Here is a 17,159-nt window from a genome sequence, read left to right as displayed (position 1 = left end):
AAACACATCTTGCTGCGATTAGCGGAAATTGAGAGCCTTCATAAGAGCCTCTATAACCAATTGCGAATGACTATGAATAAAAAAATGATCTCCATCAAAACCAACATACTTGCAAGCGTTGTCAGAAACTTGGTCCCACTCTTCTATATCTCCTGACAGGGTGTCATCCTTGTAACCGAAGAATATGTAGACGTCACACCCAAGTTTACTGTTTCTTTCTTTGAACATATGAGTCTCTGACAACCGGAAATCCGACCTGATAATAGGCAAAAAAAGATCCATCAATTCCGTATTATCAAAAAACTGCGGCGGCGTTCCGCCTAATTCCATTAAGTGCCGCTTAAACTCTTCATCCGGGAGCGTGTGAACGATGGTTTCATCCTTGTCTGGTATATGCGGAGCAGATCTTCCTGAGAAAAAAACGGCATCAGGCTCCTTATACCCCCTACTTTTCAGTTGATGAATCGTTTCATAGGCAAGAATTGCCCCCAAGCTATGCCCGAAAATCCCATAGGGATCTCCACTTAATTGCGGCACAATAATCGATGTAATATCTTCAACTGCTTCTTCAAAAGATCGATAAAACGGCTCGTGCACTCTCCTGCCTCTGCCAGCTAACTCCACAGGAATAATCTCAGCGATTCCGTTTAAATGGCTTGACCATTGACTGTAGAAGAAGGCCGAACCACCTGCATAAGGTATACAGAATAATTTCATAGTCCATCTCTTTCATGTTTTTTTAATATTTGAAAGAAAATCCCAATTAACTGATTAGAATAAAATAACCAGGGTAGTTCGAAGTAATACTTACTAAACTTAGAATGAGGATATCCAGACTAGACCCCTCCAGCCCGCATCAGCGGGGTTAGAGGAATCTTGATGTAAGGCAACATGCTGAAATTCTGCTATCCGCTGCCTGCCTGGAAAGATACACAACTAATTTTGAGGTTCTTCGGAACAACTCTACTGCAATTGTTCCGGACTGTCCGCTTCCGGATTTTCAGCTTGCCCGTGAAAAGATATCAGCGATTGCTTCAAGCTCTCTGCCAGTTCCTCCAGCTGCTTGGACAGCGCCACCAGTTCGCTGCTTACCGTCAATTGCCGGGAAGACATCGCCGCCACTTCTTCCGTAGATGCACTGGTCTGCTGCACCACGGAACGGACACTGCCCATCGACTCGCCAAGGCGTGCCTGGAAAATAGTCAACTCAGAAACCGCAGCCGAGGATTGACCCAGGTATTCAATGAAGTCTTCCATTTCCTTGCGTACAGCCGCGAAAATCTGGGACGATTCCCGCACCGAGCCGATCTGCTCGCTGAACAGCGGCACGGCCTCGCCCACCACCTTGACGGTGTCCTCGATACTCCGCCCGATCTCCTCCGTAATTTGCGAGACGGAGGTAATCGATTGGCTGGACTGGCCGGCCAGGGCACGGATCTCGTCGGCGATAACAATAAAGCCTCTGCCGGCCGCTCCGGCACGGACTGCTTCAATGGAAGCATTAAGCGCCAGAATATTGGTCTGCTTGTTCATGGCAATCATTGGCGCCAGAATATTGCGGATCAAATGAGTGCTTTCCTGCAGCTTGGCCGAATTCTCTTCAATCAGCCGCATCATCTCCACCGTCGACTCACTTTGTGCAACCAGTGTCTTCATCAGCGCCGCTCCCTGCTCGCTGACTGCGATCACTTTCTCGGCTGCCGCATCCATTACCCGGTTAATCTGGTCCACCTCATGCATCTTGCCGCCCATCAGCTCCACATCATGGTTGCTGCTCTCGGCTTCCGCCGCCAGACTGGCAGCACCTTGGGCAATTTCATCCGTGGCTACCGCCAGCTCACGGGCGTGGTCCGAGATCGTTGCCGAAGCATGAACCAGCTGTTCGGATGTCGCCAGAACCTCTGTCGCCGAAGCGCCGCTCTGGCCGGCCAGCCGGGAAATCTGCTCCATCATTTGGTTGAAGCTATGTCCAAGCCGGCCGATTTCATCGCGGCCCTTGAAGTTGGTACGAACATTAAGGTTGCCTCGCTCCCCTTCCTCCATCAGCAGGGCCAGCTTACCGAGCGGCCGGCCAATCAGACGGACCAGCACATAGCCGATCAAGAGAGCAATCAGCGCCGCCGCGAATACTACGAGCATTGTAATGTACAACAGGCGGTCGGCCGACTTGGTGAAATCACTGACCGGCGCATAGCCAAGCAGTGTCCAACCACCTGTGGTCAGCGGCTGGTACACCGCCAGTTGCTCTGTTCCGGCTTCATCGTCTGCCATAAAGGAACGATCCAATTCTTGGCCCGGCTGCGGCTCGACCTCTGCCCTCGAGGGCTTGATGAATGAGGTCTGCTCCAGCAGAGCATCATCCTTCGCATACACAACCTCTCGGTCAGCATCAAGGATGCGCAGCTCACCGTCTTCTCCGATGCGCAGATTCGCTAACATGTCGTTGAGAGAGCTTCGCTTGATCTCAATCAGCATATAATATTCCGCTTGCGGATTTTGCATATTGCGCAGAAGCCGTCCCATCGTGAGAGAAGCTTCCGAGTATGTATCGAAGAAACCCGTCGGCCGGACCGGGAACCACACTGGATTGCCCTTGGCCTCGTCAATCTGCTTGAATCTCGCCAGGATCCCTTCATCGGTGCGGATCCCCGTAACGCCCGAGGTTTTATAAGATTCAACTTCGGCGAGGCTGCGGGAAACAAGCCGGATGCCCAATAGACGCTCATCGGAGCTTTTGACTGCATCCAGCTTGCTGCTGATACGCCCTTCGGTGGCAACCTTAGCCACGATCCCGATACCGGGATCATTTACCGCCTCCAGATCTGCCTTGAGCGCCTGATCTACGGCAAATTGCCGCGAGAGCGCTTCATACTCGACAAAGAGGAAATCCAGTTTATCAGCGGCCTGGACAATCGCTTGCGATGAAGCAGCAGCTACTTCATCGGTAATAATACCTTTGGCGGCGTAATAAGAAGTCAAACCAAGCACGGAGGACAACAACAGAATGGTACTGAACAGGATTACAAATAATTTGACGCCAACCGATTGCAGATGCAGGCTTCGCTGCCGTTTCATAAGTCTACTCTCCCATAGAATAAAATAACGCCACATTAGTGGGTTTTATCCTTGAAGCCTAATCAGGTGCCCAGCTGAAGGCCCTGAATAACTCCACAAAGTGGTGATTTGCCTGGATGCCGGTTCAGATCCTTTGCAAGGGCCCCGCTATTAAACCCCTAAATTAAATAAAAATACATAAGACAAGGTACACCCTTCGCAGTCAAATGAAGGCTGTACCTTGTTTTCGTTAAATCGTGCAAAGTGGCAAAGGGCCAGATTACCCCTTGCTCGCCCCAGCCGTCAACCCTTCGACGAGCAATTTTTGCAGGAAGCCAAAGAGAATCATGATCGGAATAGAGATCAGTACAGCGCCTGCAGCAAAAGTCGTGAAATTGGAGTTCTGATTCGAGTCCACCATGTCCCACATACCGACGGCAACGGTCCATTTATCCTTGGTCCGCAGAATGAGTCTTGCAAAGATAAAGTCAACCCACGGTCCGACAAATTGGGTAAGCGCCATGTAGGTAATCATCGGTCTCGACAGAGGCAGAATAATTCTCCAGAAGATTCCAAAGTTACTTGTTCCGTCAATGCGGGCAGCTTCGTCCAGCGAACGCGGTATCGTATCGAGGAACCCTTTCGCGATTAGGGTCCCGCCTAGCGGAGCACCGGCTGCATATACGATAATCAGAGCCAGATGTTTATCCAGCAGATCAAACTCTTTCAGCAGCAAATAGATGGCAATCATACTCATGAAGCCTGGAAACATTCCAAGCACCAGCAGTCCGGACATGGTGGTCTTGCGCGCCTTGAATCTGAACCGGGAAACTGCATAGCTTGTAAGCAATGTCAAGAAAACGCCCAGGATCATTGAGAACAAGGCAATCTTAAACGTATTAAGCCACCAGGTAGGGAACAGCAGGGTGTTATCATAGAATAGCGCCCGGTAATGTTCAAGCGTAAACGTTTCAGGAATCAGTGTTTTACTGTAAAGGGATTTGCCCGGCCGCAGCGACGATAACAGAATCCAAATGGCAGGATAGAGTGCTGCAACAGACAGAATCAGCAACATCAAATAACTTAATCCGAGCCGTATTTTTGTTTTAATTTTTGCTCCGCTCATTGGATCATGTCCTCCTCCTGGAATGATTTCGACCGCCGGTAATTGTAAAGCGAGAAGCTGGCTACGATCAAGAAGATAATGATTCCGACCGCAGATGCCATGTTATATTTGTTCTGGTCAAGCGTGAGCTTGTAAAGCCACGTCACGAGCAAGTCGGTGGAACCGGCGTACTGATAATCCCCGTTTGGGGGATTACCGGCTGTTAACAGGAAGATCGCATTAAAGTTATTGATGTTGCCTGCAAACTGGGCAATCAGTGTAGGCGCCGTCGAGAACAGCACCATAGGCAATGTTATGATGCGGAATTTCTGGTAGTTGGTCGCCCCATCCACTTCGGCCGCTTCATACATATCGCGCGGAATCGTTGTCAGAACCCCCATAATCAGCAGCATGGATACCGGAATACCGACCCACAAGTTAACCACGATAACCGTTACTTTGGCCCAGAATGGATCCGTTAACCAAGGAAGGCCACCGAGCCCGAAAAATTTTAGATATTGGTTAATCGGACCAAACTGGCCGTTGAACAGGTTACGCATGAGCAGAAGGGAGATCATCTGCGGAATAGCATATGGAACAATCAGAATGGCTCTCCAGAAGCCCTTGAAACGAATGCCTTGCTGACTGACCAGCATCGCGACCAGCATGCCGCCGAAATAGGTAGTAACCGTGGACAAGATCGCCCAGATAATAGTCCAAGTAAGTACCCCGTAAAAGGTCTGGCTCCATGATTTAAGTACCACCAGATTACGGAATGTTTCAAAGCCAACCCAATCCACCAGCTTGGCCGGAGGCATATGGTTAGGCGCAGCATAGTTCGTAAATGCCAGCATGATCATGAAGATGATCGGCATTACTGTAAATAGCAGAATACCTACAGACGGCAGAATAAGAAATGTCTGCGCAAACTTGTAATCGAGGATATAACGGATGCTCTGCTTAAATGTAGCCGGAGTTTGGCCTGCGTCTCGCGCAGCTCCAGTCTTTCGGGCATCTTTAATGTTCATATACCACGCAAGCAGAAACAGAACAAAGAATATAATTGTAATCAAACTCTGAATTAGAATAAATATAGAATGATCACCTTTGACCAACTTGGCAATCCCTTTGACCTTCTCAAAATGTTGGGAGGTTGTACCCAAGGTAACGATACCCCAGAACGCCCGTCCCAGCTTCTCAATAAAGTAAGTTAAGCTTAATGCCTCTACAATCAAAAAAATAAAACCTTTGATAAATTGGCGGTTATATATTTGTCCCAATCCCATAAACAATGTAGACAGTATCGTTGCTGTTCTAGTATGGTGTCGCTGCATTTCCCTTCCGTTCTCCTCTCCTGGGAAATCAGAGAATCGCCCGCCGCTACCAGGCGGCGGGTGATTTGATTTCATAAATATTCTGTTGGAATAGACCTGCAGATGTTTACTTCGAAGCGCCGTTGTTCAGATCTTTGATCTGTTGGGCTGCTTTGTCCATTGCAGTCTTAGGGTCTACGCCTTTGTCCCAGATTTCCGGCAGGGCTGCATTTACAGGACTCCACACATTGCCCATTTCAGGAATGGAAGGCATTGGCTGGGAGTTGTTAGCCTGTTCAGCAAAAACGGATACATAAGGGTCATCCTTGATTTGCGGGTCTTCCAGAGCCTCCAAGTTGGTTGGAATCGATCCGACCAGTTTGTTCAGCTTAAGCTGGGCATCCTTGCTGGAAGCGAACTCAGCATAGAGCTTGGCGGCATTTGGATATTGCGTATACGCGTTAACCGCGAAGATCTTGAAGCCGGCCAAGGAGATGGCAGTTTTTCCACCGACAGTCGGCAGCGGTGCCAGTCCCAGATTGTCGCCCAGAGCCTTTTTGTATCCGGCCAGTTCCCAAGGTCCGTTGATATCCATTGCGACATCGCCGGAGTTGAAGAGACTGCGCTTAATATCCGGGTTAATATCGCCACTGTTGATTGGCAGAATTTCTTTCAGTTTCTTAAATTCACTCAAGCCTTGGATTGCGCCGTCGGTATTGATCCCGATATCGTCTTTGTTCGTGCCGTTATCCCCGAAGAGATAACCGCCGTTGGAAGCGATGAACGGATAGTCGAAATACATGTTGCCGACTTCCCACATGATTCCATAACGGTTTTTGGATTTGTCGGTGAAGGTTTTGCCGAAGGTGAGTACATCATCAAAGCTCTTAGGCGCTTCAGTAACAAGAGACTTATTGTAGTACAAAGCATAAGTTTCAGCTGCACGCGGGTAGCCGTACAGGAGACCGTCATAGCTGGCACCGGTAATCGAGGATTCTGTATTGTTCTTTACTGTTTCTTGCTCGAACACATCGTTTGGAAGCAAAAGCTGTGCGCTTGCTGCTCTGCCCAGGTTGTCATGCGGAATCAGAATAACGTCGGCAGCCAAACCGGAAGGACCGTCTTGGGACAGCTTGGTAACTTGCTGTACCGGTGACAACTCTTCAATTTTTACCGGAACATTGTATTTTTCAGTGAATTCCTTCGCGATTGCGTCTGTAAAGGCTCTTTCTTCCTTACTTTCCCATACGGTCAGGGTCGCGCCATCTTCTGGGGTGATTTGTGTGGTTTCGGCGCCAGTGTTGTCTGTGCCTGCGTTTCCGGCCGGAGCCGTGCTTTCTGATGGTGCGTTCGTTGCGGTTGAGTTGCTGCCCCCGTTATTTCCGTTGTTGTTAGATCCGCAGGCAGTAACAGAAAGTGCCATAGACGCTGCGGCGGTAAGAACCATAAGCTTTTTCAACTTCATGCTTTAACCCCTCCTAATTTGTGTACGCTTGCCAACAATGATACTGCAGAACTTGCGCAAACGATTTCAGAAGATCCAAAAAAAATGTCTGTTTTATTCTTTCAACCTTCTGTATCCGCTTTAGTCAAGTTCTAGAAAGCGCTTCATTACTTAATTTATAATACAACAGGAATCTTAATTGTTAAAACGTTTGCACATGGTGTATTCGTCCATTTTCGGCTATTTATCCATGATCATAATACAATATATCCCTTATTCGCAAGATTACTCTTATTTTCTTTTGTTTTCTTCAATCTCAAGTCAATCATTTGTTTTTATTAACAATTTATAGCCACACTTATCTCCTCTAATGAATTTCTTGAAAATTGGGTCACCGTAAAAGCGCCTGATCGCAAGTGAATAATTGTGCAATGGTTTGAACAATAGTATTGAACGGCTATTTATTCCGTGCTATAATCCAAACCATTATGAGCAGCTTGATCTGTTGGAAGCAGCAGAAGCATCCGCCCTTTGTTCTTTTATAACTAAAAGGCAATGTTACTTGACACAGGTACAACCTCGGAACTATCTCTTCGGCGGCGGTTGTGCCTCTTTGCTATGGGCGAATGTAAGGGCGATATTGTGCAATCGTGGCACAATGTTTGCGCACTGCGGGCACATGTCCGTATATCACCCCTTAAGTTCCTTATATATCCACTTCATGCAAATTGCGCATAATGCACCGTCTTAGTTCTGCATTGGGATTCCACAACACAAACCAACTTTTTAGGAGGAATTATCATGTTATTGGAAGCTGTATACCACCGTCCGCGCTTGAATTGGTCTTATGCCTATGACCGCCAAACCATCCATCTTCGTCTACGTGCCAAAAAGGGAGATTTGACAGAGGTGTTCGCCTGGGCCGGCGATAAATATGCCTGGGATGCTACTAAAGAATTGATTCCGATGAAGCTTTTCACTTCAGATGCGATGTTTGATTATTGGGAATGCGAGTCGGTTCCCCTGTACCGCAGGCTGAAATACGGTTTCCTGCTGCAAAAAGGTCATGAGCGAATCTGGATGACGGAAAGCGACTTTCAGACAGAACGTCCGGCGAATCCGAACCGGCTGTTTGAATTTCCGTACATAAACCCTGTAGATGTGTTCGCACCACCGGCATGGGTGAAGGACGCTGTCTTCTATCAGATCTTTCCGGAGCGCTTTGCGAACGGTGATCCCAGTCTGAATCCCGAGAATGTGCAGCCTTGGGGCGGTACGCCTACACCGGAAAATTTCTTTGGCGGAGATCTTCAAGGAGTCATTGACCATCTGGATCATTTGACCGAGCTTGGCATTACCGGCATCTATTTCACTCCTATCTTCGCGGCTACTACCAACCATAAGTATGATACAGAGGACTATATGAAGGTTGATCCGCATTTCGGTGATGTGAAGACACTCAAAAAACTCGTCGATGCCTGCCATGAACGCGGCATTCGCGTGCTGCTGGACGCCGTGTTCAATCATTCGGGCAGAACCTTTGCCCCATTCGTTGATGTGCTGGAGAACGGTGAAAACTCCCGCTACAAGGACTGGTTCCATGTCCGTGAATTCCCGCTGCAAGTGGTGGACAACATCCCGAATTATGATTCCTTTGCCTTCGAACCGCTGATGCCAAAGCTGAATACAGAGAATCCTGAAGTTAAAGAATATTTGCTGAATGTAGCTGAATACTGGATTCGTGAGGTAGGCCTTGACGGCTGGCGTCTGGACGTTGCCAATGAGGTCGATCATGAATTCTGGCGCGACTTCCGCAAAGTAGTAAAACGCGCAAATCCCGAAGCTTATATTTTGGGTGAAATCTGGCATGAATCTGCCCCTTGGCTGGAAGGTGATAAATTCGATGCGGTAATGAACTATCCGTTCACCGATGCCGTAATTGATTTCTTCGTCTCCGGCACGCTTGACGCCGAAGGTTTTGCCAATGCCATCGGCAAGCAGCTGTCGCGTTATCCGCTGCAGGCCAGTGAAGTGGCCTTCAATCTGCTGGACAGCCATGATACACCGCGCCTCTTGACCTTGGCCGGAGGAGACAAGAACAAGCTGAAACTGGCCACATTGTTCCAGTTCACCTTTATGGGCACGCCGTGCATCTACTACGGCGCTGAAATTGGCATGGATGGCGAAGGCGATCCGGGATGCCGCAAATGCATGGAGTGGGATCCCGAGAAGCAGGACCGCGAGCTGTTCAGCTTTTTCCGCAAGCTGATTGAGATCCGCGGCAGCCATCCTGCACTCCGCACCGGTGCTCTCACCTTCCTGGAGGCGGCCCCGCAGGGCAGCAAGCTGGCTTATGAACGCAGTCTTGGCGATGATATTATCATCGTACTGATGAACACAGAAGGGACAGGCCAGACTTTCCACATTGGCGTAGAAGAACGTCAATGGGAGAACCTGTTCACCGGCGAATCCTTGCGCGCTGAGCGCGGCAAGCTGTCCGTTAAGCTGCCAGCATACGGCTATACCGTCATTAAGGCGGTAGTATAACAAGCTCCATCAATTCAATCCAGACCTGATATCATTCATAAATAAAAAACGGCACTCTTCGCGATGAAGAGTGCCGTTTTCGTTATGTGGCTATTTATTTGCCAAGCAGATTGTAGATCACTTGTGCGCTTTCAGCGCGGGTCATCAGCTCTTTGGGAGCAAACTTATGATCGGCTTTTCCTTGCACTAACCCCAGCTCTGCAGCGGCATTTACATAAGAGCCCGCCCAGGCACTGATGCCGGAAGCATCTGCAAACCGGGTTGTCCCGGAGGCCACCTCAACCTTCTTACCTTGTTTGACTTCCAGCGCACGAATAACCATAACGGCCATTTCCTCGCGGCTGATGGCAGCATTTGGCGCAAAGCTCTCTTGGCTTCGTCCGGTCACAATTCCCCGGCTTACTGCTGTTGCCACGTACGAAGAGTACCAGGCATCAGGCTTCACATCAGTGAATGCAGCCTGACCTTCCGCAGTCACACCAAGCGCACGAACCAGCAGTGCGGTAAATTCCGCGCGGCTGACATTGCTCTTTGGTTTGAATTCGGAAGAGGTAACACCCGTAACGATTTGTTTGGCGCTAAGCGATTTAATTGCCGCTGCCGCCCAATTGGCTGCCGGAACATCCTTAAAGGTCTTGTCAAGCTCAAGTGCCGCATATTTACTGAAATGTGTAACTTGTGCCGTAATGACATTCCCGTTCAAGGTTCCCCCCGCATATGCCACACTTCCGCTATCGCCCAGAACATAGATACCGAGCAGATCTTTATCCGGATTGCCGGTAATCTTGAAAGCAAGCGTAACCGGCGCTTTAAGGGTCGTAACCGGAATACGGGTGCCGTCTTTTTTGACAATATGCAGTGTAAACTCATATACATCCGATGCAGCGGTCACTCTGGTATCCTGAAGCTTCAGCCCGGCCAGGAAAGTGTCTGCCGCCTTGCCTTGAAGCGGACTGGTTGCGAACAGAATGTGCGCACCCTCCCCCTCAGTCCCGGACAAGCTTCCTTGAATCCCGCTCAGCACTGCACTAGGCAGGGTTACAGAAATGCCGCCCATATGAAGCACCAAATCATTTGTTCCGAGGACGCCCGCTGCCTGAATCGGTATGAGCACTGATTGCTTGCCTGCAGCAACCTGCACTTCCACCTTGCCATCCTTGCCGTTTTTCAAACTGTCTACCCCAATGCTTTGCGGATCTGCAGTTGTTGTTGGCGTTGGTGCTGGTGTCGGTGTCGGAGTGGGTCCCGGCGTACCCTCAGATACCACCGCCAGAATAACTGTTCCTCCCTCATCTCTTCCCGGGAGCTCAAGCGTTACTTTCCGGTCGGCCGATACGGCATATGTTCTGCCGCTATACTCATCTTGGACAGAAGCAAATGCTGTGAACGGCACCGGAATACTTACAGTTACAGCCTTGGTGCTGGTGTTGATGAGCGTCACAACATTCTGGGAACCATACTGCTTGTCAAAAGCTAAATATCCCAGTTCATCCGAACCTGCCAGCTTCGTACGTATACCTTTGGAATATACCGCAGAGTATTTGGCACGGATATTCAGCAGCTTCTGATAGTGATCGTGAAGACCCTGCTCTGCAGTAAGCTGATCCCACGGCATATCCGAACGGTTCTCGCTGAATTCTCCCTTCGACATGTCTCCGGCATTTCTGCCCGAACGTCCAAGTTCTTCCCCGTAATAAATGACAGGCTGTCCTTTAGCCGTGATCTGCAGGGCGGCAGCGATCTTAAGCTTGCCTTTGTCCCCGCCTACATAGTCGGACAGGAAGCCGTTCTCATCATGGCTGCTCAGGAACTGAGCCATCATCCGGGTATTGTCAATCTTCGATTCACGGTCCTGCAGGTAAGCATCCACATCACTGATTTTGCCGTTCGTGAAATCTCTTGCCGCATTCTTGAAGCCGAAATCCAGCAAGCCGTCCATTTGCCCGGTTTGCAGCATGCCGCCATCGCTGTCAATGGTGCCTCCGTAGTATTCACCGACCAGTTTGAAGTCGGGATCAATCGCCGTCAGCGCATTTTTGAATGCTTTCCATGTCGTATCTTCCACATGCTTAACGGTATCCACACGGAAATAGTCGATGGTATCGCCACGCGCTGTCCGTGCGTTGTCCAGCCAGCCCGTTTGCCACTCAATAATTTTCGCACGAACTGCAGGATCTTCCGTTTTGAAGTCCGGCAAGCCGGCAAGTTCTCCCTTGATCGGGTCAGTATCGGCCGATATACCGTCCGTACGGAGCATGCCGTCAAAGCGCGCTTTATCCTCTGCGGTAACGGTCGGATAGTTATCCTCTGCTTTCAAACCGTAGCCTGCATGATTCAGCACAACGTCTACCATGATTTTGATACCCTTGTCATGTGCCTTCTCAATCAGTTCGCGGAAGGTCGCCATATCGCCAAGATGTTCATCCAGCTGGGTGAAATCCTTGGCCCAGTATCCATGGTAAGCATGCTGGGTACCGCCGAAGTCAACCCCCTTATTGAAATCAATGTTGTCGACAATCGGCGTGATCCAGAGCGTGTTGATCCCCAGCTGTTGAAGGTAATCCAGACTGTTGATCATCCCGCGGAAGTCTCCGCCGTGGTAGGCTTCAAGATGTGTTTTATCGACGTTCTCATTGTTGGTGAGGTCACCATCCTTGAAGCGGTCGGTCAGGGCAAAATAGATCCGTGCCTCATCCCAATCGAAATCCAGCTTGGCTCCCGTATAGGTTCTGGCTTTCACTTCAATGGAGGTGCTGCCTTTATGCGTATTTCCGTACTGGTCAATAAGCGTGACCGGAATGGTTTTGATGCCCGCGGCTACGGTATCCTTCACCGCAATGGTCTGTTTCATGAGCCCGGTATCGAGCTTCACTTCGCTTGGACCCCCAATGGCAGTCAGATCCATGAATCCATGCGTATAGGTTACAGCTTCTTCGGAGGCTGCACTGACCGTCACAATTGCATTTTCACTCGATGTGACAGCTTCCGGTTGAACTTTTGCACTGACTGTAACGTCTGGACGGTGATATACGGCAACCGATTCACCGTTCACCGTATTTTTCGGATCGGTGAGTTCTTCAGTAACTCCATCCTTAGTGATCAGGAAGGTATACTTATACGTTCCTTCCTCCACGCCAGTCAGTTGATAACTGAACCACTCACTCGACGGATCATACACCATCGGGTATTCTTTGCCGTTTACTTTCACTTTGGCCTCGCTGATAGATTCCAGGTTGCCGCCGCGGAAAAGCTCGTCATCACGGTACTTGAAGGTAATCGTTCCGTCCTTCATGACCGGACCGCTAATAACCGGCTTGATGTCAAGCTCCTTCACCATACTGGTCACAATGACCTTTGTGAAATTTTCACCCGGGGTAAGCGGAATAACACGGTCATCCGGGTAGTCTTGTTTGCCCGTATTCCAGTCCGTTCCTTTGCGCAGTACGAAGCCCACGCTTGTGGCATTTGGCGCCACCTCAATCAGAACACTGGCTTTACCATCCTTAAACGTTGTGAAATCAATTTGATCATTTTTAACTCCAGTGTTCCATATCCAGAGATTCCAATCCGTATAATCCTTGTCGTCACGGACATAGGTCAATTGGACATAACGTTTGCTATCCACCGGCTCTTTCGTTACCTTCACGGTTACCTTCGTTGTTTTTCCGCCATAGGTAATGGTAAGATTGGCTGTTCCAGCCTTGAGCCCCTTTACGAGACCTTTGCTTGTAACGGCAGCCACTTCCGGTTTATCGGAAATATAGGTGGCAGTATTCGTAACCGACCGTTTGCTGCCGTCATCATATTTGGCATATACAACCGATTGATGTGTGCTGCCAATTTGCAGTGAGTAGCTGCTGCTGTCCGTTTCCAGAGAACTCAGCACAGCTGCTGCGGCATCCATCTTGATAATTACAGCAGTCAACGGCTGCAGTTCAATGGACGTAGCCGTTAATGCAAAACCGGACTGGGCTGCAGCAGGGATAACTTCAGTACCCGCTTCGTCATCATCAACCAGTACGCTGCCGCCTGTTAAATCCTCGGAAAGTGTCAGCGTTCGTGATACATTGTCGCCATTCATGAACACATAATAGATGCCGGTGCCATCAGTGGCCTTGTTCTTGTACCCGATCACAAGACCGGTCTCCTTCATTTCCGGCGCCGGAATCAGGCTGACATTAGAATCCACCAGACTCATGTCGCCCAGACGGAATGCATCTGTAGACTTTCTCAGCTTAATGAGGCCTGAGGTATAATCTTTGGTCATGTTCTGCACCGGGAAGTTCACTTCATCGGTTACCTTGGACCAATCGAACATGTTGACCGCATCCGATGAATCATAGGAATCATGAATGAAATACCCGAATGAATTATTGTTTGCGTCCTTTAGCTCTGTAGCTTTTTGCTCAGGAATAGTATCTGCCTTCCACTGCTTGGTGCGTCCATACTCCTGGCCTGCCTGCAGGAAGGAGGTACCCTGGGAAGTGAATACCAGCATGTTTCCGAGCCTGATCCGCTTCTGTATTTCCAGCTCGTTCCCGGGAATTGCCGGATCCTTCTTGATGGACTGCGCAATTACATCATGCAGTGTCAGATTGTCATGGGCTTCAATGTACGGCACGATATCCCCCGGATCATCCGCCGGGATATTGGACGGCTGGCCTTTAATATTGTCCAGAATCGTCTCAATGGAACGTGCCCCGCCCGTAATAAACCTTGGTTCACCTTCCGAACCATAACCTGATTTCAATTCATTGCGGAATTCATCGGAGAATACGCCGACACTATCCGTCTTATTCATCCAATCCTGATCCGCGCCTTTACCTGCAAGAGAAGGATCGGAAGCGGCTCCGCCGAACGTTTTCCAGCCCTCGCCGATGAACAGCGCCTGCGGGTTAATGGCTGCTGCTGCATCATAGGCAGCCTGCACAGCATCTGCCGTGGCATCGCCCATCATGTCCCAGCGCATGCCGTCGATTTTGTATTCACTGAACCAGTACTTGACGGAATCCACCATCAGCTTCTCCGCCATCTTATGGTTTGTCGCCAGGTTGTTGCCGAAACCGCCGATAAAGTTGCCGTTTGCATCCTGGAACGCATAATAATTAGGCACGATATCGTTCAAGAATTCCTTCTTCGCCATATGGGTATAGACAACATCCAGAACGACGCCCATCCCGGCCTCATGCACTGCGTCGATAAGCCCTTTAAGTTCCTTGATCCGCAGTTCTGGATCGGCAGGATTCTGTGAATATGCACCATCCGGGGAGAAGTAGCTATGCGGATCATATCCCCAGTTGTACTGATTATTTTGCGCTGAATATTCACTTTCTCTTTGCCCCATCTTCGTCTCGTCGCCGTAATACCATGCCATTACAGGCATCAGCTGAATATGGGTTACGCCCAAAGATTTAATATAATCCAGCTTCTTCTCAAAAGCGGCATAGGAGCCCCAGCGTTCGCCGCCGAGACTGCTTTCGATTGAAATATCCGACGTGAAATCACGGACATGGACTTCATAAATGACGGCATCCTCGCGTTGTTCATAACCGGCGATATCTGCCTCATGGAAGTTAGCCGGATTGGTCCGGCTCAGGTCAACGATGGCTGCTTTACCCACTGTATCTCCGCCAGCGCCCGCAGCACCTGTGGTATCCACAGTGAACACGGCCATGGACTTGGCGTACGGATCAAGCACCTGCTTCATAACCCCGTCATTGGTAACTTCATATTGATAATAGTATCCGCTTACATCTGACTCCCCGGGAGCGCCGGTTAAATCAGACGCCTTCAGCTTCGCAGACCAAACGCCTTGTTCGCCCTTAGTCAGACTGATATGGCCGACAAGTTTGGTAGCATCACTCTTATCGTACACATTTGCTACAACAGAACTGGCCACAGGAGCCCATAACTTGAGCGTGGCCGACTTCTCAGCCGCATTATACTCAGCCCCAAGGTCGTCCCCTGTATAATTGTACATTTCATCGATCATTCTCCAGCCGCCGGAAGCGGACACCGTTTTGCCGGAAAAAGATACACTCAACGGCGTTTTACCCAGATCAAAAGCTGCTGTATCCACCTCAATGGAAGTCGGGCTCTTAATGGTTACTGCATTTACCGGGACAGCTGTACCTTCTTTGTCCTTGACGGTAATTCCAGCTTTTAATGCAGCAGCATCTAAACCGTCGGTTAAGGTGAAGCCCAGAAGGATTTTGCTGGTCGATAGTACTTCAGCCGACACGAGTCCTACCGGTTGTTCCCCGAACGGAGAAACATAGACATTGTTATCCCCTTCCTTTACCCACAGCTGATTGTAACGGTCCAGCAGGCTGAAAGCTTTATCGCCGCCGTCCTTGTCCTCGTTTGTCGGGTTAACGATAAGGAAGCCAATTTTCTTGGCATTTTCTTTCAGCGGAATATCGATATACGCACCGAAGCGGTCCACATTCTCAGGGAGAAACGGAGCAGCATCCGACGGCCAGTTAACCGGTGCTGTTGCGACATCATCCCACAGCCATAAACCGTACTGGCTTTGATGATTGTCGCCTCTCATGTAATGAATCCGGACGGTATTCGCAGGAATTACTGCCGGCTCATACGGCGTCACCTGATCCGAACCTTCCTTGATCCAGATTTCATTAGCTTGCGGAGTATTGATTGTGAACAGCTTGTCGCCGCCGTCTTTGGCCTCATTGTTGCGGTTGACGACTAAGAAGGAGACTTTTTTGGCTCCTGCCTTAAGCGGCACGTCGGTATACGCCCCATAAGAATCAGTTTGACCTTCAGGGAATGGTGTGGCACCCGCCGGCCACCCGGAGGAAGGTACAGCTACATCATCCCAGAGCCATAAACCCTGATCCGCATAATCACCGGCTGTACGTTGGTAGTGAACCCGCATATGCCCATCCGGTACAGGGGCATTGTTACCCGGAACAACCGGAGCCGTAAATTTGGCACTGACAGCATGATCCGCCGCGTTGTATTTGAAGGTGACCGGCAGATCCGCCGGCAGATTCAAGGCCTGTTCATGCTCAGGATAAGACTTATCCTCCTGCGGGGTTGCTCCCGGCACAAAGACGCTGTACGAATAGTCGCCTTTAGGAAGATCAGCCGTACGCTCATATACATTGTCAAAGTTCGGATCGGACAATGTCATCTTCGCATCGGCTGGCGAGGAATCGCCCGCATCGCCAAGCTCACTTTGCAGAGTACCCACCAGCCGCGGCAGTCTGTTGTCTGCGATTGGCGAGTAATACGTCGAGTCGGCAATTTTTTTGGTAATCTCGTTGAAATAGAAGGTAACCGTTGTTTCAGCAGCCAACGTAATCACGATGTTGCCGCCGTCATCGATTCCTTCAGTATGGGTATAACTGCTGTATCCATAGCTTTCGTCCCAGGTGCCGTTAAGGGCTACCTTGTACTTATAGGTCCCTGCCGGCAGCGTGCCTGTAAAGACATAAGTACCATTGTTTGTGTAGGTCATCTGAGTGACTGTTGCATCTGGTGACCAGTCATCCACTTGCCCTGAACCAGCAGACAATTCTGACTGGAGGTCGCCTACAAGCACAACTTTGGATGTGGCTGCATCCACTTTTGCCGTGTACCCTGTAAAGTAAGAGCACACAAGAATAAGGATCATACTAATGGCAAAAGCCTTTTTACCCCATAAAGCCAATCTCATTCCTTCAATCCCCCC

General features: G+C 49.7%; 7 protein-coding genes. 1 reads left to right on the top strand and 6 read right to left on the bottom strand.

Annotated features, from left to right (window positions below; all coding sequences use genetic code 11):
- Window positions 1-18: 18 nt before the first annotated feature.
- From H70357_RS09810 to H70357_RS09790, 5 genes are all read right to left on the bottom strand, one after another.
- Window positions 19-717, bottom strand: coding sequence for a thioesterase II family protein (locus H70357_RS09810; protein WP_038588501.1), 699 nt, complete (start codon window positions 715-717; stop codon window positions 19-21).
- A 246-nt stretch (window positions 718-963) separates the two neighbouring features.
- Window positions 964-3,075 (bottom strand): methyl-accepting chemotaxis protein, encoded by a 2,112-nt coding sequence (locus H70357_RS09805; RefSeq protein WP_038588498.1) that lies wholly within the window; start codon window positions 3,073-3,075, stop codon window positions 964-966.
- A gap of 259 nt (window positions 3,076-3,334) precedes the next feature.
- A complete protein-coding gene (locus H70357_RS09800) occupies window positions 3,335-4,180 on the bottom strand; it encodes a sugar ABC transporter permease (protein ID WP_038588495.1) in 846 nt (281 codons plus the stop codon).
- Window positions 4,177-5,493: a carbohydrate ABC transporter permease gene (locus H70357_RS09795; protein ID WP_038588492.1), complete on the bottom strand. Its 1,317-nt coding sequence runs from the start codon at window positions 5,491-5,493 to the stop codon at window positions 4,177-4,179. The genes H70357_RS09800 and H70357_RS09795 overlap by 4 nt, the downstream gene beginning before the upstream one ends.
- A 106-nt stretch (window positions 5,494-5,599) precedes the next feature.
- Window positions 5,600-6,937, bottom strand: coding sequence for a sugar ABC transporter substrate-binding protein (locus H70357_RS09790; protein WP_038588489.1), 1,338 nt, complete (start codon window positions 6,935-6,937; stop codon window positions 5,600-5,602).
- Between the two features lie 780 nt (window positions 6,938-7,717).
- Between H70357_RS09790 and H70357_RS09785 the strand changes: the two genes are divergently transcribed.
- Window positions 7,718-9,463 carry an alpha-glycosidase gene (locus H70357_RS09785; RefSeq protein ID WP_038588486.1) on the top strand — a complete coding sequence of 582 codons (1,746 nt, stop codon included), beginning with the start codon at window positions 7,718-7,720 and terminating at the stop codon, window positions 9,461-9,463.
- A 94-nt stretch (window positions 9,464-9,557) separates the two neighbouring features.
- On the opposite strand, the gene H70357_RS09780 is transcribed toward H70357_RS09785, so the two are convergent.
- Window positions 9,558-17,144 (bottom strand): pullulanase, encoded by a 7,587-nt coding sequence (locus tag H70357_RS09780; protein WP_038588483.1) that lies wholly within the window; start codon window positions 17,142-17,144, stop codon window positions 9,558-9,560.
- Between the last annotated feature and the right edge of the window lie 15 nt (window positions 17,145-17,159).

The organism is Paenibacillus sp. FSL H7-0357 (genome assembly GCF_000758525.1).
Lineage (GTDB): Bacteria > Bacillota > Bacilli > Paenibacillales > Paenibacillaceae > Paenibacillus_AQ.
This window is presented reverse-complemented; position numbering and strand designations above follow the sequence as displayed.

Coding starts and splice junctions, on each gene's coding strand:
- H70357_RS09810 (WP_038588501.1), bottom strand. CDS start 717: ATGAAATTATTCTGTATACCTTATGCAGGTGGTTCGGCCTTCTTCTAC.
- H70357_RS09805 (WP_038588498.1), bottom strand. CDS start 3,075: ATGAAACGGCAGCGAAGCCTGCATCTGCAATCGGTTGGCGTCAAATTA.
- H70357_RS09800 (WP_038588495.1), bottom strand. CDS start 4,180: ATGAGCGGAGCAAAAATTAAAACAAAAATACGGCTCGGATTAAGTTAT.
- H70357_RS09795 (WP_038588492.1), bottom strand. CDS start 5,493: ATGCAGCGACACCATACTAGAACAGCAACGATACTGTCTACATTGTTT.
- H70357_RS09790 (WP_038588489.1), bottom strand. CDS start 6,937: ATGAAGTTGAAAAAGCTTATGGTTCTTACCGCCGCAGCGTCTATGGCA.
- H70357_RS09785 (WP_038588486.1), top strand. CDS start 7,718: ATGTTATTGGAAGCTGTATACCACCGTCCGCGCTTGAATTGGTCTTAT.
- H70357_RS09780 (WP_038588483.1), bottom strand. CDS start 17,144: ATGAGATTGGCTTTATGGGGTAAAAAGGCTTTTGCCATTAGTATGATC.